The organism is Candidatus Phyllobacterium onerii (assembly GCF_028331445.1).
GTDB lineage: Bacteria > Pseudomonadota > Alphaproteobacteria > Rhizobiales > Rhizobiaceae > Phyllobacterium > Phyllobacterium onerii.
This window is the reverse complement of the sequence record NZ_JAQMHX010000002.1, coordinates 468,756-495,609: the sequence shown is the minus strand read 5'-3', so window position 1 is coordinate 495,609 and position 26,854 is coordinate 468,756. Positions and strand designations below refer to the sequence as shown.

The 26,854-nt window shown below is 54.4% G+C and carries 29 protein-coding genes and 5 pseudogenes; 14 read left to right on the top strand and 20 right to left on the bottom strand.

The window, feature by feature from the left end:
- Positions 1 to 186, bottom strand: a pseudogene (locus PHA01_RS08055) (hypothetical protein); the annotation flags it as partial.
- A 220-nt stretch (positions 187 to 406) separates the two neighbouring features.
- Between PHA01_RS08055 and PHA01_RS08050 the strand changes: the two are divergent.
- Both PHA01_RS08050 and PHA01_RS08045 read left to right on the top strand, forming a co-directional pair.
- Positions 407 to 958: a DNA-3-methyladenine glycosylase gene (locus PHA01_RS08050; RefSeq protein ID WP_271894413.1), complete on the top strand. Its 552-nt coding sequence runs from the start codon at positions 407 to 409 to the stop codon at positions 956 to 958.
- Between the two features lie 270 nt (positions 959 to 1,228).
- Positions 1,229 to 1,681: a hypothetical protein gene (locus PHA01_RS08045; RefSeq protein WP_271894411.1), complete on the top strand. Its 453-nt coding sequence runs from the start codon at positions 1,229 to 1,231 to the stop codon at positions 1,679 to 1,681.
- Between the two features lie 501 nt (positions 1,682 to 2,182).
- Here the strand turns inward: PHA01_RS08045 and PHA01_RS08040 are convergent.
- Positions 2,183 to 2,377 (bottom strand): hypothetical protein, encoded by a 195-nt coding sequence (locus PHA01_RS08040; protein ID WP_271894409.1) that lies wholly within the window; start codon positions 2,375 to 2,377, stop codon positions 2,183 to 2,185.
- A 111-nt stretch (positions 2,378 to 2,488) separates the two neighbouring features.
- Between PHA01_RS08040 and PHA01_RS08035 the strand changes: the two genes are divergently transcribed.
- Entirely contained in the window at positions 2,489 to 2,821 is a 333-nt protein-coding gene (locus PHA01_RS08035) for a hypothetical protein (protein WP_271894406.1), read from the top strand.
- A 244-nt stretch (positions 2,822 to 3,065) separates the two neighbouring features.
- On the opposite strand, the pseudogene PHA01_RS08030 reads toward PHA01_RS08035, so the two are convergent.
- Together PHA01_RS08030 and PHA01_RS29400 are read right to left on the bottom strand one after the other, a co-directional pair.
- Positions 3,066 to 3,200, bottom strand: a pseudogene (locus PHA01_RS08030) (hypothetical protein); the annotation flags it as partial.
- 205 nt (positions 3,201 to 3,405) lie between these two features.
- Positions 3,406 to 3,498, bottom strand: a pseudogene (locus PHA01_RS29400) (con-10 family general stress protein); the annotation flags it as partial.
- A gap of 688 nt (positions 3,499 to 4,186) precedes the next feature.
- On the opposite strand from PHA01_RS29400, the gene PHA01_RS08020 reads away from it, so the two are divergent.
- The 5 genes from PHA01_RS08020 to PHA01_RS08000 all read left to right on the top strand — a co-directional run bounded on the left by PHA01_RS08020 (position 4,187) and on the right by PHA01_RS08000 (position 9,083).
- Complete coding sequence (locus PHA01_RS08020) at positions 4,187 to 6,088, top strand: hybrid sensor histidine kinase/response regulator (protein WP_271894404.1); 1,902 nt, start codon at positions 4,187 to 4,189, stop codon at positions 6,086 to 6,088.
- A gap of 127 nt (positions 6,089 to 6,215) precedes the next feature.
- Entirely contained in the window at positions 6,216 to 6,851 is a 636-nt protein-coding gene (locus PHA01_RS08015) for a Crp/Fnr family transcriptional regulator (protein WP_271894454.1), read from the top strand.
- A gap of 292 nt (positions 6,852 to 7,143) precedes the next feature.
- Positions 7,144 to 7,641, top strand: a complete 498-nt coding sequence (locus tag PHA01_RS08010) for a YciE/YciF ferroxidase family protein (RefSeq protein WP_271894402.1) — start codon at positions 7,144 to 7,146, stop codon at positions 7,639 to 7,641.
- Positions 7,642 to 7,700: 59 nt separating this feature from the next.
- Positions 7,701 to 7,955 (top strand): DUF6894 family protein, encoded by a 255-nt coding sequence (locus tag PHA01_RS08005; RefSeq protein WP_271894401.1) that lies wholly within the window; start codon positions 7,701 to 7,703, stop codon positions 7,953 to 7,955.
- A gap of 540 nt (positions 7,956 to 8,495) precedes the next feature.
- Positions 8,496 to 9,083, top strand: a complete 588-nt coding sequence (locus PHA01_RS08000; protein ID WP_271894400.1) for a sigma-70 family RNA polymerase sigma factor — start codon at positions 8,496 to 8,498, stop codon at positions 9,081 to 9,083.
- Between the two features lie 192 nt (positions 9,084 to 9,275).
- Here the strand turns inward: PHA01_RS08000 and PHA01_RS07995 are convergent, their stop codons facing one another.
- The 3 genes from PHA01_RS07995 to PHA01_RS07985 form a co-directional block, all read right to left on the bottom strand.
- Positions 9,276 to 10,139 carry an alpha/beta fold hydrolase gene (locus tag PHA01_RS07995; protein ID WP_271894398.1) on the bottom strand — a complete coding sequence of 288 codons (864 nt, stop codon included), beginning with the start codon at positions 10,137 to 10,139 and terminating at the stop codon, positions 9,276 to 9,278.
- A gap of 71 nt (positions 10,140 to 10,210) precedes the next feature.
- Positions 10,211 to 10,474, bottom strand: coding sequence for a DUF4142 domain-containing protein (locus tag PHA01_RS07990; RefSeq protein ID WP_271894395.1), 264 nt, complete (start codon positions 10,472 to 10,474; stop codon positions 10,211 to 10,213).
- The gene (locus tag PHA01_RS07985; protein WP_271894392.1) at positions 10,464 to 11,558 is read right to left on the bottom strand and encodes a zinc-binding metallopeptidase family protein; all 1,095 of its coding nucleotides are present in this window, start codon (positions 11,556 to 11,558) and stop codon (positions 10,464 to 10,466) included. The genes PHA01_RS07990 and PHA01_RS07985 overlap by 11 nt, the downstream gene beginning before the upstream one ends.
- Positions 11,559 to 11,824: 266 nt before the next feature.
- Here PHA01_RS07985 and PHA01_RS07980 point away from each other — a divergent pair, with 266 nt between their 5' ends.
- On the top strand, positions 11,825 to 12,145 hold the full coding sequence (locus PHA01_RS07980) for a PepSY domain-containing protein (RefSeq protein WP_271894389.1): 321 nt from the start codon (positions 11,825 to 11,827) through the stop codon (positions 12,143 to 12,145).
- 31 nt (positions 12,146 to 12,176) lie between these two features.
- Positions 12,177 to 12,776 (top strand): general stress protein, encoded by a 600-nt coding sequence (locus PHA01_RS07975; RefSeq protein WP_271894387.1) that lies wholly within the window; start codon positions 12,177 to 12,179, stop codon positions 12,774 to 12,776.
- Between the two features lie 138 nt (positions 12,777 to 12,914).
- Here the strand turns inward: PHA01_RS07975 and PHA01_RS07970 are convergent, their stop codons facing one another.
- The gene (locus PHA01_RS07970) at positions 12,915 to 14,165 is read right to left on the bottom strand and encodes a cation:proton antiporter (RefSeq protein WP_271894452.1); all 1,251 of its coding nucleotides are present in this window, start codon (positions 14,163 to 14,165) and stop codon (positions 12,915 to 12,917) included.
- Positions 14,166 to 14,420: 255 nt separating this feature from the next.
- Positions 14,421 to 15,509: an extracellular catalytic domain type 1 short-chain-length polyhydroxyalkanoate depolymerase gene (locus tag PHA01_RS07965; protein ID WP_271894386.1), complete on the bottom strand. Its 1,089-nt coding sequence runs from the start codon at positions 15,507 to 15,509 to the stop codon at positions 14,421 to 14,423.
- A 363-nt stretch (positions 15,510 to 15,872) separates the two neighbouring features.
- Between PHA01_RS07965 and PHA01_RS07960 the strand changes: the two are divergent.
- Positions 15,873 to 16,319, top strand: a pseudogene (locus tag PHA01_RS07960) (YciE/YciF ferroxidase family protein).
- 32 nt (positions 16,320 to 16,351) lie between these two features.
- Here the strand turns inward: PHA01_RS07960 and PHA01_RS07955 are convergent.
- From PHA01_RS07955 to PHA01_RS07940, 4 genes are all read right to left on the bottom strand, one after another.
- Positions 16,352 to 16,807 (bottom strand): hypothetical protein, encoded by a 456-nt coding sequence (locus PHA01_RS07955; protein ID WP_271894384.1) that lies wholly within the window; start codon positions 16,805 to 16,807, stop codon positions 16,352 to 16,354.
- Between the two features lie 16 nt (positions 16,808 to 16,823).
- The gene (locus PHA01_RS07950) at positions 16,824 to 17,087 is read right to left on the bottom strand and encodes a hypothetical protein (protein ID WP_271894383.1); all 264 of its coding nucleotides are present in this window, start codon (positions 17,085 to 17,087) and stop codon (positions 16,824 to 16,826) included.
- On the bottom strand, positions 17,080 to 17,379 hold the full coding sequence (locus PHA01_RS07945; protein ID WP_271894382.1) for a hypothetical protein: 300 nt from the start codon (positions 17,377 to 17,379) through the stop codon (positions 17,080 to 17,082). Before PHA01_RS07945 ends, PHA01_RS07950 begins: the two co-directional genes overlap by 8 nt.
- Before the next feature lie 151 nt (positions 17,380 to 17,530).
- Positions 17,531 to 18,613 (bottom strand): transporter substrate-binding domain-containing protein, encoded by a 1,083-nt coding sequence (locus PHA01_RS07940; protein ID WP_271894380.1) that lies wholly within the window; start codon positions 18,611 to 18,613, stop codon positions 17,531 to 17,533.
- A gap of 449 nt (positions 18,614 to 19,062) precedes the next feature.
- Here PHA01_RS07940 and PHA01_RS07935 point away from each other — a divergent pair, with 449 nt between their 5' ends.
- The gene (locus PHA01_RS07935; protein WP_271894379.1) at positions 19,063 to 19,518 is read left to right on the top strand and encodes a DUF6064 family protein; all 456 of its coding nucleotides are present in this window, start codon (positions 19,063 to 19,065) and stop codon (positions 19,516 to 19,518) included.
- A 165-nt stretch (positions 19,519 to 19,683) separates the two neighbouring features.
- Here PHA01_RS07935 and PHA01_RS07930 read toward each other — a convergent pair whose 3' ends face one another.
- The 5 genes from PHA01_RS07930 to PHA01_RS07910 form a co-directional block, all read right to left on the bottom strand.
- On the bottom strand, positions 19,684 to 20,556 hold the full coding sequence (locus tag PHA01_RS07930; protein WP_271894450.1) for an adenylate/guanylate cyclase domain-containing protein: 873 nt from the start codon (positions 20,554 to 20,556) through the stop codon (positions 19,684 to 19,686).
- A 77-nt stretch (positions 20,557 to 20,633) separates the two neighbouring features.
- Positions 20,634 to 20,984 (bottom strand): hypothetical protein, encoded by a 351-nt coding sequence (locus PHA01_RS07925; protein ID WP_271894377.1) that lies wholly within the window; start codon positions 20,982 to 20,984, stop codon positions 20,634 to 20,636.
- 101 nt (positions 20,985 to 21,085) lie between these two features.
- Complete coding sequence (locus tag PHA01_RS07920) at positions 21,086 to 21,349, bottom strand: GlsB/YeaQ/YmgE family stress response membrane protein (RefSeq protein ID WP_271894376.1); 264 nt, start codon at positions 21,347 to 21,349, stop codon at positions 21,086 to 21,088.
- Positions 21,350 to 21,781: 432 nt separating this feature from the next.
- The gene (locus tag PHA01_RS07915) at positions 21,782 to 22,102 is read right to left on the bottom strand and encodes a hypothetical protein (protein ID WP_271894375.1); all 321 of its coding nucleotides are present in this window, start codon (positions 22,100 to 22,102) and stop codon (positions 21,782 to 21,784) included.
- A 183-nt stretch (positions 22,103 to 22,285) separates the two neighbouring features.
- Complete coding sequence (locus tag PHA01_RS07910) at positions 22,286 to 22,522, bottom strand: DUF7662 domain-containing protein (protein ID WP_224513974.1); 237 nt, start codon at positions 22,520 to 22,522, stop codon at positions 22,286 to 22,288.
- 1,409 nt (positions 22,523 to 23,931) lie between these two features.
- On the opposite strand from PHA01_RS07910, the gene PHA01_RS07905 reads away from it, so the two are divergent.
- Complete coding sequence (locus PHA01_RS07905) at positions 23,932 to 24,141, top strand: cold-shock protein (RefSeq protein WP_183663394.1); 210 nt, start codon at positions 23,932 to 23,934, stop codon at positions 24,139 to 24,141.
- Positions 24,142 to 24,258: 117 nt separating this feature from the next.
- Here the strand turns inward: PHA01_RS07905 and PHA01_RS07900 are convergent, their stop codons facing one another.
- On the bottom strand, positions 24,259 to 25,164 hold the full coding sequence (locus PHA01_RS07900; RefSeq protein ID WP_271894371.1) for a hypothetical protein: 906 nt from the start codon (positions 25,162 to 25,164) through the stop codon (positions 24,259 to 24,261).
- Positions 25,165 to 25,308: 144 nt separating this feature from the next.
- Here PHA01_RS07900 and PHA01_RS07895 point away from each other — a divergent pair.
- Positions 25,309 to 25,935 (top strand): annotated as a pseudogene (locus PHA01_RS07895) (protein-L-isoaspartate(D-aspartate) O-methyltransferase); the annotation flags it as partial.
- Positions 25,936 to 26,045: 110 nt separating this feature from the next.
- Here the strand turns inward: PHA01_RS07895 and PHA01_RS07890 are convergent.
- A complete protein-coding gene (locus PHA01_RS07890; RefSeq protein ID WP_271894370.1) occupies positions 26,046 to 26,606 on the bottom strand; it encodes a type 1 glutamine amidotransferase domain-containing protein in 561 nt (186 codons plus the stop codon).
- Positions 26,607 to 26,854: the final 248 nt, after the last annotated feature.

Genomic DNA, 26,854 nt, shown 5'->3' with positions numbered 1-26,854 from the left:
GGCGGAGGAACTTTCGGAAGCCCACGGCGAAACCATTGTCAATCCGAAACCTGACCCCAGCAGGGTCAATAGCAATGTTACGGCTGCAGCCGTCACAGCGCCCGCAAAAATTGGACCCCAACTGACGGCGCTCGCACTGGTCTCCACGGATGCATCAACATCCGTTTGCATATCGGTGAGGGACATTTTGCTCTCCTATCGCATGAACAGAAAGAGGAGCAGGATGATTGGAATCGGAACGCCGAGTAACCAAAGAAGAATGCCGCGGCCCATGAAAACCTCCTGTCGATTGCTTTTTGTCGTTACAATATTGCGGAGGACGCAAGAATGCCGTCTGGCCCGCCGCAATTCATAAAGGTTAGACAGGACAAATTGGTTCCCTTCGAAACGAAAACAGAAAGATGCCATGATTGATGCCGCGTTTTTCCGCCGGGATGCTGAAGCGGTGGCTCGGGATTTGATTGGCATGTCGATGTTTGTCGAGGACATTGGTGGACGCATCGTGGAGACTGAAGCCTATTCCCAAGACGATCCAGCATCGCATAGTTTCAGGGGTCCAACGCCTGGAAACAAGACCATGTTTGGCGCGGCTGGACACGCTTATGTCTACCGTTCTTACGGTATTCATTGGTGTCTGAACCTGGTTTGCATTCCCGGATCAGCCGTTCTGATCAGAGCGATCGAACCAACTCAGGGTATCGAGGCGATGCGGTCTCGGCGAGCCACGGACGATATCGGCCAACTGTGTTCGGGGCCTGGTAAAGTCGCACAAGCACTGGGCATCCAAAAATCGCATGACGGAATGTCGTTGCTAGAGAGGCCATTTTCATTCGCTCGGAGGCATGAACATGTCGAGGTTTGCAGTGGACTACGCATCGGCATCAGCCGGGCGGCCGAAACACCCTGGCGTTTCGGGCTACGCGGTTCTCGCTTTGTAAGCAAAAAGTTTCAGCTGTGAGGATATATTGGCCTTCGTCTCGTCTGGTTGCGGGATTTGTGAAGAGCCCTTGGTACGGCAGAGGACGCTGGTGTTAAATCAGTTGGTCCGGCGAGCACGCAAGGCATACGTGCAGAGAGCGGCGGTTTCACAGCCCCTCTTGATTGCTCAATCCTTGCTATCCCGGCCTGCGCCATGGGAGCGCTGCACCCAGCCTGCCAGAGGCCAGACCGGAACAATTCCGACATCATGGCGTTTGAGGTTGGAGGCAAACGCAGCAAAGGGCATGTGATGTCGAAAGATAACAAAGCCGATGGTGATGAGGCATTTGGGAGAAGTAGCGCCACCACCTTTGGCCGTTCGGTGGAAAGCCATGCGCAAGTTATGGACGCGGAGAGCCGTGCATCACCCTTACCGGGAATGGGTGAGACGCTCCACCTTTATCGGCTAGTACCGACCGCACCCGCTGGCGATCCGCGCTGGCAAAACTCGCCCTATCAAGACGAAGTGCTTGTCGCTGCCCGCACCACGGGCGACGCCAGAATTGTTGCTGCAGGGCGCGAACTCGACTTCATGGAAATCGACTCAGCGCCGGCTGACGATGTGACAACGATCAACGCGAGTGCTTTCAGAGACGATAAACTATACACTGTGATCGAAATTGAAACGGATCGAACCGATCTGGTACGCGGCGTTATAACGGGGTCAATCGGCGTGGACAATATCAAGCCAGTCCAGCTTTAACGGCATCGCGGTTATTGACGCGGCATGGATGGTCACGTGATCTAAAGTGACCCTGACGGCTATCGCAAATATCTCGTAAGAAGCGCGTGTGATGGCCCGAGGCGTACTGTTGGAAAGCCTGCCAAAGGCGGAAGAACAACCGCTGTTGCTCTGATCGGAGGATTGAGCCATGCCCTGGAAAGTCAGGTTGCGCGACAAGGATTTCTTGGAAACGAAGGCTGGGATCCGGAGTCTGAATTTGAGGTCAGAGAGGCTTTGGCGGAGACGCAGGAGCTTTCTGCAGAAGTAATTATTCATATGACGGACGGATCTGTTGACGACGGGACCGGTCACGTCCCCCCGATCCCGACGAGTTCCCGCTCAATGGTGTCCACGGTCATCACCCTCAACTTGGTGAGGTATTTCTTTTCTCGGGCATACCCAATTAAGGCGAAGGACAATTGATCGCGCTTTATAGCGCTAAAAACTTCGGAGCCCTCCCGCCATTCAACGACGAGAACTTTACCGGTAATGGCTCATGACGGTTCCCGGCCCGACGCGCACAAGAGACGACCCGATCGCTTCGCTAGCTGTCAGCGAGCGGTGGAAGACCGGATACTTGAATTGCTTGGTGACGCCCAGATTGCAGGATGGACCAAGCAAGAGGTTCTCGCCGCGATGATTGAGGTTGCCGAGAATACCAATCTGGCGATGCATCAGAACGTGCTTTCGTCGGTCGAAAAGGAGCTGCGCAAATTGATGAAGAGAAAAGATGTTTGAAGCGATTGGAAGTTTGAAACAAATTGAATTGTTCAGAGTTTGAAAGCCATGGAAATTAAATGGCAAAAAACTCGCGTGGGACTGGAAGAGCAAGCGCAGGATTTCACCGCGACGAATCGTAACGGTATCGATGTCGGTCGCGTTCATCGCATTGATGGCGGCCCGGAAAGTGGACTGTGGTGCTGGAAATTTTTACTCGGCCATTCGCAGTTTCGGCTGGATGGAGTGAGCGGTGTGCAATCGTCGCGACAGCTAGCAGCCAGCCAAGTTCGAAAGACGTATGAACGATATCTCGAAACTCCCGGCAGTGAGGGCGGAGGTTTAAGTCGCATACCGCTCAAGAAGACTGCAAATAACAATGGGAATCCGCCATGCCTATAATACCGCCCCAGGACGACCGCGATGATCTGGATTGCCAGGAGAGCTTGGAAGTTGAATTCTTGGCTCATGCCGGACCGGCATTGAAGCGGCTACTGGACGATGCTGTTTCGATCGGTTGGCCTGCCCATGAGGCGCGTAGGGCAATTGTGCAGCTAATCGATGTTCATTTGTCTACGGAACGCAAAGCTTAAAGTGCGTGAGAGTCGCTCTAATTTGCGAAAGTTCCTGCAAAGCCGATTCCGCATTATTTGCACCACCGAAGGCTGTCCGGTTGGGGTATGGGCTTGTGACTACCCCTGCGCGGCCCGGGATGTGTCCCGGCCGCTCTCGTAGAGTTCAGCGTTAAGCTTTGTCCATCCTTGCGACCCGCTTCGCGAGCGCGTTCGCGATCGTCCGCGAAGTTTCCACCCTGCTGTCGGTCGTTTTAACCTTCTTCGGCGGTTCTTGCTCTCCTTCACGGTTTCCACCGGACTGTTGATGGATCCCCGGTTCCCGCCGACTTGCTGTCCGCCTTCTCGACCTGCCTCGGCTGACCTCTCCGGATTTTTAGAATTGCCTCCAGACTGCTCGCCACCGCTTCGACCAGCCTCCGCAGCGCGTTCCGGATCATTCTTGAAATTGCCTCCGGACTGCTTTCCGCTTTGGCTTGCGATCTCGCGCTGCTTGTCGTCATCCATAGATCCAAAGCCGCGATTCGAAGTATCACCCTGCTGGTTACGTTCATTGTTCGCCATACTTTCCTCCTGTTACTACTAAATTCCCCGTTATTCCCCGACCAATAGCCAAAGCAAAATGTTCCTGATTCGTGTCGGACGGACTGTGCGTTAGCGGACATATTTTGCGGTACATGAGTGCGCACCGCACTTGTGGTTGCGTTAGAAAAGTTGCGGCTGAATTGGTCGCCGACGGAACTGAAATCTGGATGTGCATTCGGCTTGTGTTTGGGAGGCATTGACCACTCCGCGACAGGGGCGCGGTAGACCCAAACGCCTATCCCGACACGCGGGTGCTCACATCTGACCTCAGTGTTCGCAAGGCATTGGCGAGAAAATCTCATGCAATATGCGAGAAATGCGAGAACGTTTTGCACGATACATGGTTCGAAGGTTGTAAAAAGGGCATAGACCTTTCTCGACATTGACTCGCCGCAGGCAGGTGCCAATCTTGAATGTGAAGACAGTCAGCGATGAGCGGACCGACACGATCGTTTCACGCTATCGCTTTGAAAGCGGAAGCGTTGAATTTGTTCCGCCGCAAGCCTGGCGGTAAGCGATTTTCATCAAAATTTGAGCGTGGCGGAACCTTGCCGGTGAACTGTCGTTGTCCGGTGATCAACGGTTTACGGATGGGGCGAGAGGGAAATGAATGCAACGCAATGAGCGATCGCTGGATGCGGTGACCGACTACGGCATCTGCATGCTGGATGGCAGCGGTATTGTGACGGGATGGAGCTCTGGCGCGCAACGCATTATGGGTTATCGGGCAGAGGAAATCATCGGCGAGCATTTTTTGCGGTTTTATACGGAAGATGACAACGTCTCTGGTCTTCCTGTGATTACACTGGAGCGCGCAACCCGTGACGGCAGATTCGAAGGTGAAGGCTGGCGGATCAAGAAGGACGGTAGCCGTTTCTGGGCGCATGTCATTATAGACCCCATCTACAGCGGGTCCGGAGGGGTGGTTGAATACGCGAACGTTACCCGAGATCTAACGGAACACAAGGCTTCGGACGAGGCGCTGAGATGGAGCGAGGAGCAGTTCAAGATACTCGTCCAGGGCGTCACTGACTATGCCATCTACATGCTCGATCTTCAGGGAAATGTCATAACCTGGAACACAGGTGCTCAACGCATCAAAGGCTACCCTCCGTCCGAGATCATTGGGCAGCATTTCTCTCGATTCTATACCCAGGAAGATTTGGATCTGGATCTGCCGAATAAGGCTTTAGAAACGGCCGTGGAACAAGGTCGATTTGAAAATGAGGGCTGGCGGGTTCGAAAGGACGGCACGCGCTTCTGGGCTAGCGTAATTATCGACGCCGTCAAAAACGAAACTGGCGAGCTTGTCGGCTTTGCCAAAGTTACCCGAGATGTAACCGACCGAAACCATAACCAACAAGAACTGGCAAGGGCCCGCGAAGCGCTGTTCCAATCCCAGAAAATGGAAACAATCGGGCAACTGACTGGAGGAGTTGCCCATGATTTCAACAATCTCCTGATGGCAATTCTTGGAAGCCTGGAACTTGTACGCAAAAGATTACCCGATGATCGCAAAACCTTGGCATTGCTGGATAACGCCATGCAGGGCGCGCAACGCGGAGCCACTCTTACCAAACGGATGCTGGCCTTCGCCAGAAGACAAAAGTTGCATCTTGAGCCCGTTGACGTCCCAGCTCTTGTGCGGGGCATGGCCGACCTCCTTGAGCGATCGCTCGGCTCGACAGTCGTGGTCGAGACGTTGTTTCCGTTGTCACTCGCCAAGGTCCAGACCGACCCCAATCAGCTTGAACTTGCGCTTCTCAACCTTGCGGTCAATGCGCGAGATGCAATGCCAAATGGCGGCACCATCTCGATTGCGGCCCGCAGAGCAAAAATCACGGATGCTCACTCGGAGCTCTCGCCGGGCGACTACATCTGTCTCTCTGTGAACGATGAAGGTGAGGGTATGGATGACGAGACCCTCGGACGGTCCGTCGAGCCTTTTTTCACAACCAAAGGTGTTGGAAAGGGCACGGGGCTAGGTCTGTCGATGGTTCATGGCATAATGAAGCAGTCAGACGGTCAGCTCGTTCTTCAGAGTGAGATCGGCAAGGGAACAAGAGCGGAGCTCTGGTTGCCGGTTATACCAGAACCAATGACGACGGCCGCTCAGGATGATTCTTCGACGGTGGAGGATCTTGGTGCACCGCAATCCTTGACTATTTTGGCGGTGGACGATGATGCCTTGGTGCTGATGAACACAGTCGCCATGCTAGAAGAACTCGGTCATACGGTGATCGAAGCTGGTTCCGGTAGACGGGCACTCGAACTTCTACGGTCCCACAGCAGTATTGATCTTGTTTTGACCGACCAGGCAATGCCGAACATGACGGGAACCCAGCTCATCCGGGAAATCCAGTTAGGGTGGCCGGATATGCCCGTGATCCTGGCTACCGGCTATTCAGAATTGCCTGACGGCGCTGGCAAGGACATATCGCTCCTGTCAAAGCCGTTTATGCAGAGCGAGCTCTCGCAAAAAGTCTCCGAAGTCATGCTCCAAAGTTCATAACTTGCAGGTCACGACCTGTAAGTCGTTCTTGGAAGGAAAGACTATGGCAAGCGATCAACTACCCCCGATACGCAATCATTTGTTATCGAGGTTGTCCGAGGGGGACAAAGCTTTACTGTTGCCTAAAATGCGGATCGTTCCGTTGAAGCTCGGACAGGAGATCGAGACCCCCTTACAAAAGCTTGAATGCGTCTATTTTCTTGAAAGCGGTATCGCCTCGATGATGGCGAGCTTGCCACGCAGTCGAGATCTGGAAGTCGGTCTATTCGGTAGAGATGGGATGTCCGGCTCTGCGCTTCTCCAATATGACGACCGCAGCGCATATCGCACTGTCGTTCAAATGAATGGAAGCGCTTTTCGAATCGACGCATCCGATTTATTGGATGCAGTTCGCGCCAAGGAATCCATAAGAATATTGCTTACAAGATTTGCGCGTGCGCTTTCCATTCAGGTGGGGTCCACGGCGATTGCCAACGGGCATTCGAAACTGGAGGATCGGCTGGCCCGATGGGTTTTGCTCGCGCATGACAGGGTGGACGGCGATAGCCTGAGCTTTACACATGAACATCTTGCCCGCATGTTAGGCGTGCGACGATCGGGCGTTACGGTCGCTCTACACATCCTGGAGGGAAAGGGGCTCATCCGTTCCAGGAGATCGGAGATCATAGTTTTGGACCGCGAAGGCCTAATGGTGCTTGCGGACGGGGCATATGGTCTGGCCGAGGAAGAATCCGTTCGTCTGACTGGCTGGTCATTGCGGTAGTTAAGCGTTGCAAGGCCGAGCGGCTCCCGGGGTCAGACCAGTGCATCACACAAACCGATGAGGTTGGCGCGCTGAGCGTTTGCAGTTGTCGGCGGAAAGGGCTTGATGTTTAAAATTCCGCTTGGTCGAGAAATTCGCAGGATTGGTATTTGCCACCTTCACCCTCATGGATTTCTCCGCCGTCACCAAAATTCCCACCAATTTGTTATCGCCAAGCGGAACAATCGTCGTCTGGCGTGGTTCCTTGCTGACCCGCCACATTGGGCAGCGATAACAACCGGAGGACAAAAGCATGGTAACAAAAACATTGGACAATTTATTTCATGAGACCCTGAAGGATGTCTATTACGCCGAACGGAAAATCCTCAAAGCGCTACCAAAGATGGCCAGGGGCGCAGAATCGCCGGAGTTGAAGGCGGCTTTCGACAAGCACCGTGATGAAACGGAAGTCCACGTCGAGCGCCTGCAGCAGGTTTTCGAGATATTCGGAAAGCGTGCGCAAGGCAAAACCTGTGATGCGATTGAAGGCATCATCGCTGAAGATGAAGAAGTCCTGGAAGATTTCAAAGGCCAGCCGGCTCTTGATGCAGGATTGGTTTCGTCAGCTCAGGCAGTCGAGCACTACGAAATGGCCCGGTACGGTACATTGGCTCGTTGGGCGGACGAATTGGGCATGAAGGACGCGACGGCACTTCTGGTGCAAACCCTCGAGGAAGAAATCGCCACCGATGCCGCGCTGACCAAGCTCGCCGAAAGCGGCGTTAACAGCAAAGCCCAAAAAGCAGCTTGATGTTCAGCCGTGCTCACTCTGGAATGAGCACGTTTCCTCATCAGAGCGGGGGGATTCCCATGCCACTGTTTCGTTTTGTTTTTCACGAGGACGTCGTTCTTGAGGACGTAAAAGGGATCGAGCTTCCGGATTACGAACACGCGCTGGCGGAGGCAAAACAAGCTGCCCAGGAAACTATTGTTGATGGCGTTCTCGAAGGACTCGACCCAACCAGCTGGGTCGTTCGCGTCTATAATGAGCCAGGTGAGCTGATCGGAACGATATTTTTTGCGGATCTACTAACGGCGGATCCGCAGGCGCGACATGGCGACTGATGCAGATTCAAGGCGATGTCGTGTCCTAAACGGGATTTGGTGCGATAACGCACCAAAGGTCAGCTAGCCGGAACAGTTTTCCTCATGCTGGGTTGATTGGATACTGGAACTTTTCCAGTCAAAATGGAGGAAAGAAATGCCAAATAGCCAGGATCGCAAATCGAGCACCAAGGGTGGTTCAAAAAGCTCAACCGACAAGCAGGATAAGAGCGGCTCATCGAGCAACTCATCCGACAAGCAGTCGAAAAGCAGCGAGGGCAGCAAGAGTCGCTGACCTCATTATTCAAGCAAAGTGGCCTGTAGATCGGCCACTTTGCGCGGACCCGGAGCGTTCAAAGGTGACAAAGCATGCAGCTTAAAACACTTGCTCTCCATTGCATCATGCGAGCCGACCATGCTCTTCTGAGCACAGCCGCGTTAGTCATCACTTTGGTTTCAACGACTCAAAAAAGCTGAAATGTTCGGTAGCGTACAGTTCAGGCGACGGAGGAACGAGTTATCTCTTCGACGCATTGTCCTCTTATCCAGAGAGGACAAGATATGGTTACAATCGATCCCGTTTATCAAGATTACCAGTTAGAAATTAACTGCAGAGCGGAACTCGTTACTCTTGTGCCAGCGTTAAGGGCATTTGCGAGGTCATTCTATCGGCAACCCGATGACGCAGACGATCTTGTCCAAGAAACACTCAAACGCGCGCTCGGATCATTGCACCAGTTTACTCCGGGCACGAGCATGAAGTCATGGTTGTTCACCATCATGAGAAATACGTTCAATACAGCGATAAAGCACCAACGGAGGGAGGTCACAGGCGGGGAAAAGGATATCGCTGAAAACGGACCCTCCCGGCCCCCATCCCAGGAGTGGACTATGCGGGGTCATGAACTTGAGACAGCATTGCATCAACTCGATCCGGATTTCCGGCAAGCAGTCATGCTGGTTTGTGTCATGGGTGCTAGCTACGACGAAGCCGCGGAAATTTGCGATTGCCCCATTGGAACTATCAAAAGCAGAATAAACCGGGCTAAGACCCATCTCTTGGAAATGTTGGGTGAGAAGTCCCGTGAGGAAATTCTAGAAGCGCCGCAACACTCGGGGTGGCACCACGCCTCACATCGACGGCATTAGTGGCCCACGGTTCGGCGACGTGTAACGCCACAACAATCATTCAAGGTGCAATTTGCGATACCCACGCTCGTTCGCCTGAGACGGGCACACCTTTGCGACCTGGATCATTTTCGCAGGTAAAATGGACTTCCCTGGATTGCGTTCAGAGGTCAGTCACGGAGCTTAATAATGACATTCAAGACTCTTTTTAAGTTACTGATGTCGCTCATGGAACGCAGCCAATTCCTTCGTCAGCAGTTCGGGGATTTCTTCCGCCATGTGATGTCCGCACGGAAGGCCATGCCCGCATAAGTCGGTCGTCCATGGACGCCACACATCCAGAACGTCGCCGTAGAGAAATTCCAAATCGTCATGTTGCGACCACAGGACCTGTGTAGGGCACGTGATCTTGCGCCCAGCATCGCGGTCCTCCAGGTCGTGCGCACGGTCGATCTTCAGGCCAGCGCGATAATCCTCGACCATGCCATGCACGGTTTGCGGATCATGAATTGCTGCACAAAAATCTTGGAAGTTGCCATTGCCCATCTTGTCCGGGGATCCGCCATACCAAGTAAGTGGATCGGCCAGGATAGCGCGCTCCGGTTTGTCTTGTTGGGCGAAGAAAAACCAGTGCCACCACGCCTTGGCAAATTTCTCGTCGCATCGCTCCAGAGCGTCCAAGATTGGAACGCCATCAAGGATACTGAGCGACTTCACTGTGTCAGGGTAGTCCATGGCAGTCCGAAAAGCCGTGTAGCTCCCTCGATCATGTCCCACTATGGAGAACTGTTCATGTCCGAGCGTATGCATTAATTCAACGCAATCTTTGGCCTTTGCTCGTTTGGAGGACCCGGCGTGATCGACTGTGTCGACAGGTTTCGACGATTGACCAAAACCCCGCAGATCAGGACAAACCACAAAGAAAGACTGTGCCAAGCGCGGCGCAACTTTGTGCCAGGTTGTATGCGTACGAGGATGGCCATGCAAAAGCAGCAGGGGAGGTCCCGTTCCGCCATGCCGGACGCGCAGCGTCGCGTCCCGCAGGGAAATTAGCTCTAGATCGAAACCTTCGAACACGGGTCGACTCCACAGATTCTCATGTCAATGCCAAGCTTCAGTATGTTATAGGCTTCCGCCAAAATGTTCCTTCAGTGTCGGGAGCGTCTTGGCCGCGAGAGCTTCAGTTCCCCTTTTTCGCCATTAGTCGTATAGCCGGAAAACGATGGCACCGCCGATTCACGCGCTGCTAATTCATCGGCCACGTTCAATCTGTCAAAAGCTGACTTCCCGGCAGCTTTCGGCGCATTTAGCTTTGCTTGATGATCTTTGCCGAGGTCGGCAGGAAGCTTGACCTTGTCCGCCTTGGCTGCAGGCATCATCGCTTCGCCTGCTTTGGTACGATCAGCAATCATATGCTCCGCGAATGACTTGTTGCTTCCCGAACTTCTGAACAAGACGATGCAGGTATTCGAGTTTCACGATAACGGGCGAGGACAAGACGAATGGATACGAATCGGATTGACCCATGCTGCGCTGTATAGAATTGATTGCGATACTAAGTGGGACCCAGGTGCTCACAAGCTGTTCGGCGCTATCCGCTTGATAAGGATCGAAATCGATTGATGCTGCCATTGCCAGATGCTCTGGCGGTTTTGCTGCGACGCCAAATTCACGTGCAGTCTCAAGGCTGTCAACAATATGGATATAGTGGGCAAAGCACTCGGCAAAGTCCTCCCACGGATGGGAGCTTGCGTAAGCCGAGACGAAGGTTTCCTGCCATCCCAGGAGGGGACCATTGGCATAATAGTGCTGGAGAGCCTGTTCATAATCTCCCCGCTCATCGCCAAACACTGAGCGGTAGTTCTCCAGGTCATTGCCGTCGCGAACAAGTTTGTTCCATATGAAATGACCGCCTTCGTGACGAAGGTGACCAAGCAGCGTCCGGTACAGTTCATGGACCGATTGCCTCGCCTCTTCGCGCGTCGCGTCATCGGCCTCGGCGGCACGAATGGTGATGAGACCTTCGTCGTGGCCACTCATTGCGGGTACAATCACTCCACTGGGAAGATGTTGATCTTCGAGAAAATCGAACACCAGTCCGCCCGTTGGATCCTCGGTGCGATCGGGATGCGGAAGGTTCCAGCGCAAAATGGAATAGAAGAGGTGCTGCTGCGCCCGACTAATTTTGCGCCAATGGTTTAGGCCCTCTGATGTTTTAACGGATGGCACAAGACGATTATGACGGCAGGACAGGCAGAAACCGCGGTTCTTCGAGGGATCGACTAGCCAATTGCAAACGTCAAAAGATGCGTTTGCGCACATGCATGCATCCAATCCTTCGCCCCTCACAAATCGCCACGAACCTGCAGCCTCGGAACTGATCGCGCGCATTGTCATAGTAACAGGTTCATAGGCCAGCCTGGATTTGCATTGGATGCATTGGCGATTATCGAAAAAGACAACGTTCTTGCAGTTGTCGCAGGTGAAGAGGCGCATTGGACCGCTGTTCCGGGAGAGGGCTTCGAATTGAGAAGAATAGTTTTGAAACGAGGAAATGTGTGGATAGTTCCGATTGCATATCGGTTTCGAAAGCGGGGGAGAAGATTTAGCCCATCGCAGTTGGGCGAGATCTGCTCACCGCCGTCTGGTTCCATGCACGAGTAAAAATAAACTTCGGGCGCATTGCGCATAATACGGGAACATTGGGAGCAACGGCGGGTTGTCAGTCCACTGATCGATCATCGATCACATAAGGAGGCACCATGAAACGTATAGCACTCGCGCTCGGCGCTCTCTCTATCCTCTCCGCGGCCCACGCCCAAGAGGCAACAAAACCTGCAACTGATACCCAAACGCCTGCAGTCGCGACTCCAGATACCAAAAATCCGGCAGCCCCGGTTGCAGGGTCCAACAGTTTCACCGAGGGCCAGGCCAAGGAACGCATCGAAGCCAAGGGTTACGCCGACGTCGGTCCTTTGACCAAGGGTGAAGATGGCGTCTGGACGGGCACCGCGATGAAAGACGGCAAGTCGGTCGAGGTAAAACTCGATTTCCAAGGCAACATTGTCGAAGCCGCCAAATAATTTTTTCAGCAGGCAATAAACAGGAGGAACTATGCAAACCGTAACAGGACTATATGACAATCACGAAGATGCCAAAACCGCTGTCAACGCGCTTGAGGATGCAGGGATTTCCTCGTCCAATATCAGCATCGTCAGCCGCAGTGGCAAAACTGATGAATCCAACGCAGGCGAGGGTGCAGCAACCGGGGCTGGCGTCGGTGCCGTCGTGGGCGGCGCAGGCGGGCTGCTAGCGGGCCTTGGCATGCTGGCAATCCCGGGCGTCGGACCAGTCGTCGCCGCGGGCTGGCTTGTCGCTACCGCAACGGGTGCGGTTGCAGGCGCTGTTGCTGGCGGTGCTGCAGGCGGAATAATCGGCTCAATGACGAGTGCAGGCGTCGATGAAAACGACGCTCACGTTTATGCAGAAGGTGTCCGGAGAGGCAGCACGTTGGTTTCGGCGCGCGTCGAGGATGATCAGGTTGATATTGCCCGTTCGGTCATCGATGACAATTCGCCCGTCAACCTAAATGCACGACGCGCCATGTATCGAGAGGAAGGTTGGCAGGGCTTTGATGAAAACAGCGCTGACTTCACCGAAGAAGAACTGGTGCGGGAGCGAGAGCGAGCCCGCGACTACCGTCCGATGGCGTAAACACTATGCCTGTCGAGATGGAGTTCTAGTTTGTCTTGAGCATGTTGGCTTGGAAAAAAGCCAGGTCGCGGATGTCTGCGGCTTGGCTTCTTTTTTAGAATGCTTTGGTATAGCGGGATCATGCACATTCCTCCGACGTCATAAAGCAGTTGCAACTGAGTTTTGCCGGCGATCTAGACGTCGCATGACTGGCGTCACGACGATGCCGTGAAGGATGATGGACACCAAAACGACCAGCGAAACGGTGGCCCACAGGACATCGGTTTTGGCGAATGCGGCATGACCAGTCGCATAGGCCATGTAGTAGAACGACCCCAAACCCCGAATGCCGAAGATTGCAATGACCGCCTTTTCCCTCCCTGGAATCGGGCTTCCAATCAAGCCGAGCCAACCCGCGGCTGGACGAACAAAGAAGATAATTGTGAGTGCGACTGCAGCTACTCTCCAGTCGAACGCCCGGAAAACTGTTCCCTCTGCGATGGCTGCTCCAAAACACACAAGCACGACCATCATCAAAAGCCGTTCAATCTGTTCAGCAAAATCGTGCAAGTTTGTGTGATAGTCGCTTCCGCGTTCAGCCGCCCTAAGCGTCAGGGCCGTGACAAACACGCCAACAAAACCGTAGCCATGGGCCATCTCGATCAGACCGTAGCTCAGGCAAGTGATACCCAGCGCAACAAATCCGTCGCCAGTGCGCGCGAGTTTTGCCCGTTTTGGAAGGCGAAAGGTCAAGATGCCCAAAAGCTTCCCAGTCAGCCATCCCAAACAGACACCTGCGCCGAGCCGCCACAACACATCGAACAGGAGCCAATTCTGCAACCACGGATTGCCAGCTTGCGTTGCCAGTGCCAAGGCGATGGCCAAATGCACGAAGGGAAAGCTCAGACCATCATTGAGGCCGGCTTCCGACGTTAGCGAGAACCGAACTTCTCCATCTTCGCCCGATTGCGGCGGTCCAACCTGAACGTCACTGGCAAGGACCGGGTCCGTCGGGGCAAGGGCAGATCCAAGCAAGAGGGCCGACGCCAATCCAAGTCCAAGGATGCTCCAGCCGAGAGCAGCAATGGCAGCGATCGTCAGCGGCATCGAGATGGCGAGAAGCCGCCACGTTGTCATCCAGCTCCGCCATCCCAAAGGTCTATCGATCTTCAGACCTGCCCCCATCAGTGAAATGATAACGGCGAATTCCGTCACCTTCTCGGTCATGTAGCGACTGTCGAGGGGATTGGAACCGACGATTGTCGAAAGAGGTGTCCATACAAACAATGTTCCGAAGGCAATGCATATCATAGGCAATGACAGAGGAAAGTCCTTGAGCAGCATAGGCAGCCAAGCGGTGAACAGAACGACCACGCCAAGCAGTGCGAGGAGGACAACATAGGTGTTAATAGGCATACTCCTGTGGACAGCGGCGGCCTACCACAACGCTTAAGGTGACGAGAAGTTCGAAGTCCTTATTGGGCAGTAGCGCCAAACGCTTGATCCAAGACGCTCGTTCATCCTTCTTTGAACGAACTCGCAGCTGATTATTTTGTTCTCCACGACCAAAATAATCAGAAGTGTTAGATGGCGTAGAGTCAGCCGACTGGTGCACCGCTGTATCTAGACGCATTGTCCTCTCATCCAAAAGAGGACAGGATATCCTCACTTCAGCAATCCAGCCGTGCGCAGAGCATCTTCGATCACATCGCTGACCGATCGGTTGGCATGTCGTGGAGGTTCCCGCTCAGGTTGAGAGGCGGCACTCGCTTCCTGCTCAACGACAAGCGTTCGCTCATTGCCAAGGAGTCCCCACGAATTGGCGATATGCCAAGTGGATGAGATGCCGACATCAAGCATGAACGGACGGGGAGACCCGTAACTGTGTGCACCCACTCTCTGGAGGGGAGTGCCGTGGCCCATTCCATTGATTGTGTACGCTTCAACTACGGTGGTACCTCCTGTGTCGCTCCATTTGCGCACGGGATGGCCATTCACCATTCCCGCAATCGGAGCTTGCTGGAATTCGTGCAGGTTGCGCCATTGTCCAAGGATTGCTTCCATGTTGAGTGGATCGACGGTTCTATCGGCGGTGCCGTGCCAAACGGAAATGGAGGGCCATGGTCCTTGGTGATCGGATGCGCGCCGGACCCGATCAGCGAGAACGCGGCCTTCCTGCAAGCCGTGGCCACGCATTCGGTCGAATGCCTCGGGGATGCTTGACGCGCTGCCGTACGGCAAACCTGCAATGATTGCGCCGCCTTTGAACATCTCGGGATAAGTGGCAAGCATGGCCGCGGCCATCGCACCGCCTGCTGATAAGCCAGTCACATAGATCTTTGCCGGGTCTATGGAAAGCATGTCCCTTAGGACTTCAATCATCTGGCTGATTGAACAGACCTCTCCTTGGCCTCGAGTCGTGTCTTCAGTGGCAAACCAATTGAAGCAAAGGTTCGGATTATTTTTCCGTTGCTGTTCGGGAAATAGCAAGGCAAATCCGTATTTATCGGCCAGCTCAGACCATCCTGAGCCGTCGCTATAGTCGGCTGCCGTTTGTGTGCAGCCATGAAGGACAACCACAAGTGGCGATCCAGGCTGGAACGTCTTCGGAATATACGTCCACGCGAGCAGGTTGCCTGGATTTGAACCGAAGTCGGTCAAAATGCCTAAACGCGTGTTCGACTTCGTCCAGGTCGGCTTGGCCAGGCTGCGCTGACCATTCAGGCGGTTGATCGTATCGGCAATATTCCTCATGACAGCGTCCTCATTGGTCAACGACGGGATGGCGCTGATACACGGCTAACGCGTCTCGAAAGCAATCGTTGCTGCACTGCACAAATTATTCGAACTAAGGGGTGGTCGCGCTGACGGCAGGCGTCCGCCAAACAATAAAAGGCCTTCTCGTCTTTGACGGCATGTGGCGAGGGGTGGCCGCGGTGTTTGCCGCCGGCCATATGCTGCTCCGGCGATGGGCAAACAGTCTGAGGGCCGTTTGATGCGGCTCGATACAGCAAAAGACGAACGACAGGAGCCGGACAAGGGGCAAACTATTTGAAGCCGGAACGATAAATGTAACTGCGAGTTGCTGAGGTGCCGATTTCATTGGAGCACCAAATTATGATGACACTCGCTGAGCTGTTCGAGCACACTCTAAAAGATGTTTATTATGCCGAGAATGCTATCGCAAATGCCCTTCCAAAAGTATCGAGCGCGGTAAAAAAATGCAGCGTTGAAAATGAGCCTGGAGCACCTTGCAGAAACTAAAGGCCAGATCAAAACCTTGGAAAAGGTTTTCAAGACTATCGGCGTCAAACCTGCAGGCGAGAAATGCGATGCTACGGATGGTCTTTTAAAAGAGGCGGTGGGTATTTTTGCCGAAGCGCAAGGTGTTGCCTTGGAAGCCTAGCCGTCGAACATTATGAAATTGCCTTATGGCTCTCTGCGCGAATGGGCAAAGGTTCTCGGAAATGAACCAGTCACGTACTGCTGAGTGAAATCCTCGACCAGGAAAAGGCGGCCAACAACAAGCCTACAAACTTGGCGGTTACCTCGATCAACAAGTAGCATCCAATCGCTACCAACTCTGGTTATATCCCCTAAGCGTTTTTACCGACATTTGTCAGAATCTGGGCGCGGGCGAGAAGCTGTTCCAGCATATCCACTGCCTTGGCTGCCTGTTCCACCGAGATTGGTGGGGCAGGTGACATGCTTTTCCGTTGTATGCGGATATGCCGGAAGTCTCCCAAGGTCTTTGCCGCGGCCGGAACGACGGTTTCAAGCTGTGTAATCATTGCAGCCAGCTGCGACACGTCGATCTTGTGCTGGGCGTGGGGAATGACTTTGATCCCGGTGTGGTTGAGGACCGCAAGACTTACCTGGCGCACACCTTCGACGGCCAGCAGGAAGCGCGATTGAGTGGTCGTAACATGTCGAGCGTCCATTAAATATGCTTCGGCGTCTGCCAGGCGCTGGTGAATGACAGCTTCATTGCGCTGGGTGGTTTTGACCGCGCTAATTTTGACGAGATTTTGAATGTTTGCTTCCCACGTCATCTTGATCGCTTGAGGGCTACTCCAGCTCCGGTACGTCGCCAGATTGAAACAGGATCGTCGGAGGCCCGTAGCCTCCGGTTTCAGGCTGTACATCGCGAACCCACGCCAAGACGCCTGCGCACTTGACCGCGAGATAACGCGCCATTCGAGTGGCCTCTTCCGGGGTATCAAACTGCATCGGATCGTAAGCAGGTACAAGCTGCCCATTGTCTGCGCGGCTGAATGCGACAACGACGATAAGATCTGCGGGATGCGCTTTGGCGTCAGCCAATTCAGACATCCTTTTTCTTCATCAATTTTGACAACTGAGTCTCTATCGCTAGCGCGATATCGTCGCGCCGGGCCAAGGACAGGTTGTCGGCTATTGCGATGATGGCCGCCAGTATTTCGTCTCTGTGCCAGCCCATATCCGAGGCGTGGCCGATCAATTCTATCAGCTTGTCCTCAATCGCCAACTGACATGAATCAAAGCGCTCGGGATGAGTTCTTGGATGGTGTGGCTTTGGTATCGGCATGGCAGGGGCCGTCACTTCGGCATCAGGTGTTTGGTTGCAACGTTGATGATAAGCCATCCCCGGTTGTGTGCAAGCGTGTCGCACGCGCGGTTTCTTGACGAGTTGATCCGACGTTCTTATTTTGTTCTCACGGCAAGAACGATAAGAACACTGGGGCAGGTCGCGCGCTGGTTGGCCAGTCGGGCGAGCCTGGTGGTCAGTGCCCCATTTAGGGTGAATCGCCGAAGTATTTGACGTGCAGCTGCGCCACGAGACCACGCTCATGAGCGCCTATGAGTTCAACGGTCAGCCGCCTTGTAGAGGGACTGTTGAGAGGAAGCCCGAAGCCGTATTTGTCCGGCTCGAAGACGCCTCCGATGACATCGACCCTTTGTTCGGGGTGTTTGTGGGCATAATATTCCAGCACCGGGGCATCGCCGATGATGGCTGTGATGCTGCCGTCGAGTAAAGCCGCCACGGCAGCGTCAATGTCCGGGAATAAATGCAAGTCCAACCCGGAGTTGCGGGCAAAATCCTCCGACACACTCCCGGTGAAAACCCCGACAGCCTTGCCAGGAAGATCGGAAAGGCTGTTGATTTGATTGGTCAGCGAGAGCGTGGTCATTACTGTCGCCACGGAGGAGGTCACAAATGCCAGTACGGCAATTCCGCATACCAGCCACAAACCCTGCCATATCCGCCCAACCCACCCAAAAATGTTCTTTCGGCCGGATGATTTGCCAGCAGCAATCGACATGACCGAGAAGAAGCTTTCTGCTATTCCGTCACGCCATCGGCGTGGAAAGTCGGGGGCGAACCTTCGGTCTAAGAGGGTCAGCAGTACGGTCGCCGCGGCAACGACAAAGGCAATCCATGCATAGGCGCGAAGGAATCCTGAGTCCCTCAATCCTGTTACTACCTCCAGAAAACCCGTGCCCTGATGTTCGTTGACCATTATCCTCAGTCCGGCGTCGAACCATGGATAGGTGAAGTCGATCCGTTGCGCCCGGCCTTGCGTAATGGTGAGATTGGTGACGGCAACATCGATGTTGCCGTTCGCAGTGGCATCGATCAGGGCGCGGACCGTAGGGAATGATTTGTAGTCGGTTTGAAGGCCTTGCGCCCTTGCAAGCGACTCCCAAAGCTCGACTGCCATTCCTGTGAACTGGTCCTTTTCCTGTATGACAAATGGCGGGCTCACATAGAGTCCCACCCTGACCGGTTGTTTGGCTTGAGGCATTTCTTGCGCAAATGGACTGCCCACGGACAGAAGGACACACAACATGCCCAGGTAGAGAGCAGTCTTTGACATGAAAAACTCCTGCTTGCCGCGTCTCGCTTCCTTCGCCGCGTCAGCCTGTTGATTTCCGGTGAAAACTGATCATGCATCCAGGACCGATGCAGTCAGAACCAAGTGTGTTCAAATGTTGCGGAAAACCTATCCTATCTTTGTCGGACCGAAGCTAAATTATTTGATCATCCCGCGCCATAAGCCCGAAGCGCTACAAGACCGATGGACTGCATCACGGCTTCAATTCAATGTGAGTGGCGGTCACCAGCTATGAGCTTTCAAGTGGTGGCGGATACCCGATACTCCACCAATAAGGCAAACCGGTGCGACTTGCGAGGAGACAAGATGGCGAGGCGAGTCTCAATCAATCGGCGGGAAGCTCTTGCGCTAATAGCGGGTTCCGGGGGCATGGCGGGCTTTCCCGAAAATGAGGATGCCTTGTGACGGAGTGGTGGTCATCCGATTTTTTTATGTTTTCGCCTCGGGTATTTTTCAGGCAGATCGAGAGCTATAACCTCGCCCTTTGGCCACTTCAGATTCTGATGTTACTGGTGGGTGTAGGCCTCGTTTGCTTGCTCGCGCGTGCTCGGCCGAATGCCAGTAGGATCGTTGCGACGGTTCTGGCTGCGCTTTGGCTGCTAGTCGGTTGGGCCCATCTCTGGTCGCGTCTGTCAAGGGTCAACTGGGCCGCCACCTACGCCGCTTGTGGCTTTGTGGCTCAGGCGATCCTTATGCTCGTCGTTCAGGTTATCCCGCGCAGAACGGGAACGTCATTGGCGGGCGGTTTCGCGGGGCTGATCGTAAGGGCGGTAGCCGTCCTGATCTATCCCGGCCTGTCGTTGATTGCAGGTCGGGATTGGGAACTGCTGAAGTCTTCGCTACCTAAACCCCATCAATCAGCTGAGCCCTCCGCCATGAAATCATGATGACGGCGTCGTCGAAAAGTTCTTAAGCCGCATCGGCAACCAAGCAGTGAACAGAACGACCACCCCAAACAGGACGAGAAGGATGACATAGGTGAATGGTTGCCTGCTCCTTTCAATGTCGGCTTTGCAACAACGCTTGTGGGGATTATGAAAAAGCGAGGAAAATTATCTATTGTCCCGTTGATTTTGGAATCCAGACAGCTCGGCCAACCGGATTTCAGCGAGAGCCTTAAACTCTCCCTCGGGGTATTTCTCCAAATAGGCCTCAAAACTGGCCGCGACGTCGCCATCCTTGATAGAAGCCCAGAATTCGAGCTCGACCTCCCTGTCAGCCGCCACATCTGGTTTGGCTGCAGTCGGCTTTGCCAAACGCGTTTTCGCAAGAGCAGTGAAGTCGCCATCCGGATATTGTTGTAGATACGCCCGATACTCTTCGTGATCACCGCTCGATTCCACCGATTTCCAAAATTCAAGTTCGACTGGATCGGCACCGCGACCTTCTGAAGTGGCGTCCATATCCGTTAATTGAATACTGGACTTTCCATCAGCAGGTTCCGATATCGGGAGTGGGGAAGTAGCGTTCGGATCGAACTTGACACGGAACACCCGGACGGGCCGAGTAATATTCTTAACTGTATGCTCTCCAAGGTCTTCGAATTCATAGTCCATCCTATCGCGCAGATGATCACGCACTCCTCTGGTCACGGAGATGCTACCAGGCTCCGCCATTGCCTCGAGCCGAGCGGCAACATTGACACCATCTCCAAATATCCCGTCATCCTTCACCATCACATCGCCAACGTTAATGCCGATGCGCAACATCATTCTCCGGTCCTGGGGTAAAGCGGCGTTGGCTTTGGTCAGGGCTTGCTGGATTGATACGGCGGAATGAACGGCATCGACGACGCTGGCGAACTCTGCCAGAACGCTGTCGCCCGCCGTACCGGAGATTTCTCCACGGCCCTGAACGATTATAGCGTCGATGATTGAACGGTGCGACGATAGTGTTGCGAGAGCTGCCTCTTCATCCCGATGCATTAATCGCGAATACCCTTCGACATCGGCTGCCAGAATTGCAACAAGCTTTCGTTCAAGCGGGGGTGCCTCCATGATGGTCATCTCATCCTGTAAGACCTGCCAAAGAGCGCCTGGGTAAGACGGAAGCTCAAAATGCCGATTGCCAGCAGTGAGATCACAGGGCGCTTATGAAATTGTCTTTCTCCCTCGGAACGTAACCGTGCTGGCGCTTGGGCCACGATTGCGCTTGCTTCCTCAGCGATAAGACTTGCCGACTCGGCGAGACGGCCAATCTCCGCCCGGAGTGCCGCCAGTTGATCCGACATAGGTGGGTATTGCGATATTGCTTCGCCCGGGTCTTTCTTGCGCTGTTCAAGAACCTGGTCAACCAGGTAGGTGTCGCTTCCATTTTCGAATTCATCTTCATTGGACGTGGGGTCGATTTGCATTGATCAATCCTGTGTTGTTCTGGAAAAACCCGTGGCCTTATCAGCCCCGCTAAGTAAACCCGTCGCAATCTCCTGCAACCGGGCCAAGTGCTGTGGTTGTTTCATACGGCCCTGGTTCCTCGAAACATCCGGCCCACAGCGATGAGGATACACGCGCCGATGAATCCGGCGACCAAATAGCCCAACCACCCCGTCAGGGTAACGCCAAAAAACGATAGCAACGCATTGGCTATGATGGCCCCGACAATTCCCAAAATGATGTTCATGATCACGCCTGTATTGCTTTTCATAAACATCTCAGCAAACCAGCCTGCAAGACCACCTATGATGATCGCGGCAATCCAACCAATTTCGGTATTTTCCATTTCAAATTCTCCATGTGACACAATGTCGAAAATGCAACCCTGAGAAGAAGAATTTGTTCCGGAAGAAAAAGACACGTCATGAAATCCCGATGTCGACGTCAGGACGATCACCACCTTTACAGATCCTAGCCGCGAAACATTCTCAGCGATCTCGTCGGCGCAATAACTGCGGAATTAGGTAGCAAAAGCCCCCAATTGTCATCTATGCTATTGAAAAGCAATCATATTAGCGTTGACTTTAGAGCGTTCCTGCCTCGGCCATGACGCACTCATTCCGTGCGCTTTTATGGCCGGCAAGCGGTATGTTCCGTCCGAGACCGATGTTGGGCGGCAGGATCTCAAGGCCAATTGAAATCGCCCTCTAGCGCGGGCAACCAGTTGGCCGTCTCGGCGATAGGTGGAACACCCCGCTGTTCCGCAAGACGAGGACGCTCAACCGCCGGTGCATGCGGACGGCATCGCTCGGCCAACGCCCCACGACAGGCGCCCCTGCACGATGCTCAGCGTCTGCCGGCCATTCGAAAAGGTCGTTCCTTCTGATCCCATGGAGGGCAGATCGACCGCGGTCGCGCCGTTGACGGATACCGAAGCGCGATCGCCGAGGAGACGCACTGCCAGATGCGTGCCGTCCGCGCACGTGTAGTTGCTGACGGGATAGGGGTTGCCCGCGCCGATCGACGCTTCAGGCGTGGATTGCACGCTGCTTGCAAGCATCAGGGCGCTGACTGCCGCGATCGATAGATGTCCAAACAAAATAGTCCTCCAAACTGGCACGAGCGTAGATGAAACAGAGCCTATCGCGTAGCCTACACCGTCAACGGCGTAAATGAGCCCCGGCTTGGTCTCCTCGTCCGGAAGCGCACCTCACGCCGAGTTCCTCAGGAGACAAGTGCGTTTATTTTTGTCAACCATCCTAGCATCGGAGTCGCAACAAACTTAACTTCGAACGAAGCGCACCTTGTCGTTCCCATGAACGAGATATGTCTTATAGCCAGCTTTTTGTGATGCTTTGTGCCCCGCGCACATCTTGGCTGCGTCTTCCCAATATTGGGACTGCTCTGCAGACTTCGGAAGATATCCGTCGATGATGTCAGCAATCTCATCGAATGTCAGAGTAAGTTCACCTTCCGTCCTAAGTTTAAGATAGTCGGTGAGGCCCGCGTATTTCGTCATATTCGGCATCCCCTCAAAACCCGTGGATATGAGACACAATCTGGCAGGACGCAACTACCCAATTGAGATGCAGAGGTGGATTAACTCGGGTACCTCGAATTTAGAGGGGCTCCCTCGTTGTTCCGCACCAATCGCGGTTTCGATGATAATCGTAATGTCGATGAAGGCCCGGGCTTGCTATACACAAAACAATCATCCTGCTCCCCGGCCCACAGGTTTCAGCTGTTAAATACACGCTAGAGGCAGATTAAGTTGCAATGAAGCCCAGCGAGAGACAGTCTTATCGAAGGATGGCCAAAGCGCCGGGCCTCTGTTGCAATATTATCCCGATATACAACGGAAATCAGAGTGGGCTAAGACCGAAATCCTGTCAAATAAACCTTCTGATTTAGTCCGCCGGTCATGACGCGACGTCCGAGCTGGACCAGTATCCTTCTCATCGCGCGACTGCCCGGGACGCACGCTAGTTGTCTGGTTGCGAGTTTCTGCCGCGACTGGGAAGGCGGCACGCACGCGTCCTGTACCGTTGGATGGATTCGACTCTCAGTCTTGCGCAACCGCAAATGCCTCGCCCGGTTCGAGAAACCTTCCGCGCACCAGCGTCCTCTCGATCTCAACCGTGACGGAATCCCCCGGTAAGGCTGGGGCCGGCGTACCCCGGGCCGCTGCGCAAATTGCATTGGTTATCCTTTGAAACCCGTCTCGGCCTACGGTAATGCCTGGTACCAAGTTTCTGAGACTTGAAGGCTCCGCGGCCCATCCGCACTGGTCATATACCGAGTTCCGGAGAGAGTTGACCGCGACATTGCTGTCGACAAAGGAACTGCCTTGAATATCCGGGATCGTGTCTGGGGTCGTGCATGAGGTCGAAGCGGCGAGGGCAGCGGCAAGTAGAAGGTAGCAAGTCGATCTCATAGCATTCCTTGATCGGTCGTTATCCGAGTGCTGCAATGGTTATCACCTTTGCAGACGAGTTGCGACCGCGAGTCAGTGCCATGACAAGAACCAATGCACGACAGGAGTTACTCGCCTGGAGGAGTTTGCTGAAACGATTTCGGCAAAAGTGGCCTATGCCAGAGTTTGGGTTTTGCCGTCAGGGCGTTTGGACAGTCATATCCTTGCACTATTCCCTCGTCACTATTTGGTCGGACATCGGTTCATTAACGTCGACTGCCTCGAGTTCGGTACGCTGTTTTGCAGGAAACGCGAATTCGATCTTTGCCGCCCATAAGGGCGTCAATCTCGATCTGCCTTTAATCACTATAAGCACATCGATACGATGAAGGTGAAGACACGCGATTTCAAGTAGAGGAGGGACTGCAAGATCATACTTTCCGGCTCTAAGGCTTGATACAGGATGCGTCGAACGATAACGATACTGTTCGAACTTGCTAGCGGGAGGATTCATCGTGGCAACAGGTACTGTGAAATGGTTCAATGCGACCAAGGGTTTCGGGTTTATCCAGCCCGACGATGGCGGCGCTGATGTCTTCGTCCATATTTCTGCCGTCGAGCGCGCCGGAATGCGCAGTCTGAACGACGGGCAGAAGATCAACTACGAAATGGTGCGCGATAACAGATCCGGCAAAATGTCTGCCGATCAATTGAGCGCAGGTTAAGCCGTCCCAGCCGAATACCAAAACTGCAACGAGGCGGTCCCGCCTTTCTTCTCGTGTCCCGGCAGGCAAACCGCTGCCGGTATTTCCCTCATGGGAGCTGCGAAGAACGCAGGAGAATTACGGGGTCATTCTAGCGGACTGCTGCCTTCGGCGCTCGACGGACCGCGCCCGTTGCCGCGCCAATCGCAGCTCGCCCAGAGTGGGCTGCCACCATCCGCGTGAACGCTCCAAAAACTCGGGCTCACGACGAGCAGGCCACGTTGCGACGAGCTCCGCCAGCGTCGGCGCTCGCCATCTGCCCCATACGTAGTTGAACATGCCGAGAGCAGCATGCGGGTAAACCAACGCCAGCGAGGCAGGGTCGACCAACTCCCCGGATACCTCGGTAAAAGCAACGATGCCATAGCGCTCCGTCATCAATGGACGCTCGAGTGGCGGCAGATCTTCGGTAGGCAGGGGATATCTTCGGCGTCGCCGTTCGGCATAACGAAGCTGAGCGGCCTTATAAGTGGACGAATTCCTCTGCAACCCCACCCGCCGCTTACGTTCCTCCGGCTCGTTGCGGCGAGCGGCAGCCTCTATGGTGGTCCACCGATGCAACAGTTCCTCATAAGATCGGAATGGAACGCGCCACGCCCGCAATTCCTCGTCCCAGTGCGCCCATGGGATAGCCCGCATCTGCTCGATAACGGTCTTCGAATAGGGTGTTCTAACACGCAAATCGTCGGCCGCTTCCAGATAAGCGCTGGTGATCGGCTCAAACGCATAAGCATCCCGGCCTTTGGCGTCGGCGTGCGGGAGCGCTTGGTCAGCCTCGCGTGCCAGCCAACGGTCCAGACGACGCACAGCCGTCTTACCCGGCACGAACCAAGCTCGCTTGTCGTCGTTCCATCGTGCACGCGGAAATGCTTCACGAAATCGTTCAACGGTCATGCGGTCGTAAGGAAAGGCGGCCAGCGCCCCCGGTTTCCGTTCCTTGCTCATGGAACCACGGTCGACCAAGATGATAACCTTCAATGACATTTATACTGGGCATGCAACGCCCGAAGACCGCCACGAGTTGCCAAATATCGGCACTGCCGTGCTTTTAAGCCCCCGTCTGAAACCGGAACAATCGACTTCGTTCGACGTTTGGAAACCGGATGCACCGCTACCGGAGTGCTTGGAATGCGTGATTTCTCCCGTGCGCGGAACCGAATGGTCGATGTCCAGATCGCCCGGCGCGGGATTAATGATCCTCATATTCTGCACGCGATGCGCCGTGTGCCGCGTGAAGCTTTTGTCGACCCGCGACTTGAAGAGCTTGCCTATGAAGACAGCCCCTTATCCATAGGCGAGGGCCAGACCATCTCACAGCCCTACATCGTTGCACGAATGATCGAGGGCGCGGCGCTGAGGCCCGGTGAAATGGTCCTCGATGTGGGGGCAGGATCTGGCTATGCCGCGGCGGTGGCCAGCCAGATCGCCAAGCGTGTGTTTGCCATCGAACGCCATCGCACGCTTGGCGAATCTGCGAGTAAGCGATTGCGGGATCTCGGCTACGACAATATCGATCTGCGTATTGGTGACGGCACGAAGGGATGGCCAGAGGCCGCACCCTTCGATGTCATTCTGGTCGCGGCCGGCGGGCCAATGGTGCCCCCGGCGCTGAAGGAGCAGTTAACCATCGGTGGTCGCCTGGTGATGCCAGTCGGCCATGACGAATGGAGCCAGACGCTTCGCAAACTAACGCGCACAAGCGAAACCACCTTTGAGGCGGAGGACCTCGACTCCGTGATGTTCGTCCCCTTGATCAGCGCGTAGAACTGATCAGCAGAGAGCGGCCTTCGCCTCACTGCTGCACCTGAAGCAGGTATGATCACCGCAGCTTGACATCGTTTTCATATATCAATGCGATCGCCGCGTCACGCTGCGCGGCGCTTGTGCGTGCCTTCTTCGATCTCTTCCACGATCTTTGAAACAAAAGCCGGGAGATCGTCCGGACTGCGCGAGGTGATAATACCCTCGTCAGTCACTACTTCCTCGTCCTTCCAATTCGCTCCGGCATTTTTAACGTCTGTTTTAATCGACCAGTATGACGTCGCATCGCGACCGTGGAGGGCATCGGCTTCGACAAGAAGCCATGGCGCATGACAAATTGCAGCAACCGTCTTGCCGCTGTTCAGGAAGTCTTTCACGATGCGCATGGCGCTGTCGTCCCGTCTCAAAAGATCCGGGTTGATCTGTCCGCCTGGCAGCACCAGCGCGTCGAAGTCGTCAACCGAGGCTTCCGAGGCAAGTAGGTCCACATCGACGGTATCGCCCCAATCTTTCTTGTCCCAACTCTTGATGCTACCTGCTTTCGGGGACGCAATCTTGACGTCTGCACCGCGCTTTCGCAACTCGTCGTAGGGGACCCGAAGCTCCGATCGCTCATAGCCATCGGTTGCGAGAATAAGGATACGTGCGTCATTGATGGAAGGCATGGGCTGTTCCTTTCGGTTCAGGATGTTGTCAGCCCGGTCAATCGAGAGCTGGAGCTCTGCCGAGCTGTACAGGTCGGAAACTTTTAACGAACGCAAATGTTCCAAATGGAGCGGTAGGGCTGTCAGCCGGCCAATGTGCGCTCTGAGGACGCTGAAAGAGCGAGCCACGTGTCTTATTTTATTGCGGGGATTTGAAACACTGTCCTCCTGACTGAGCTTCCTTTTGGAAAGCCCACCCGAAAAGCCCT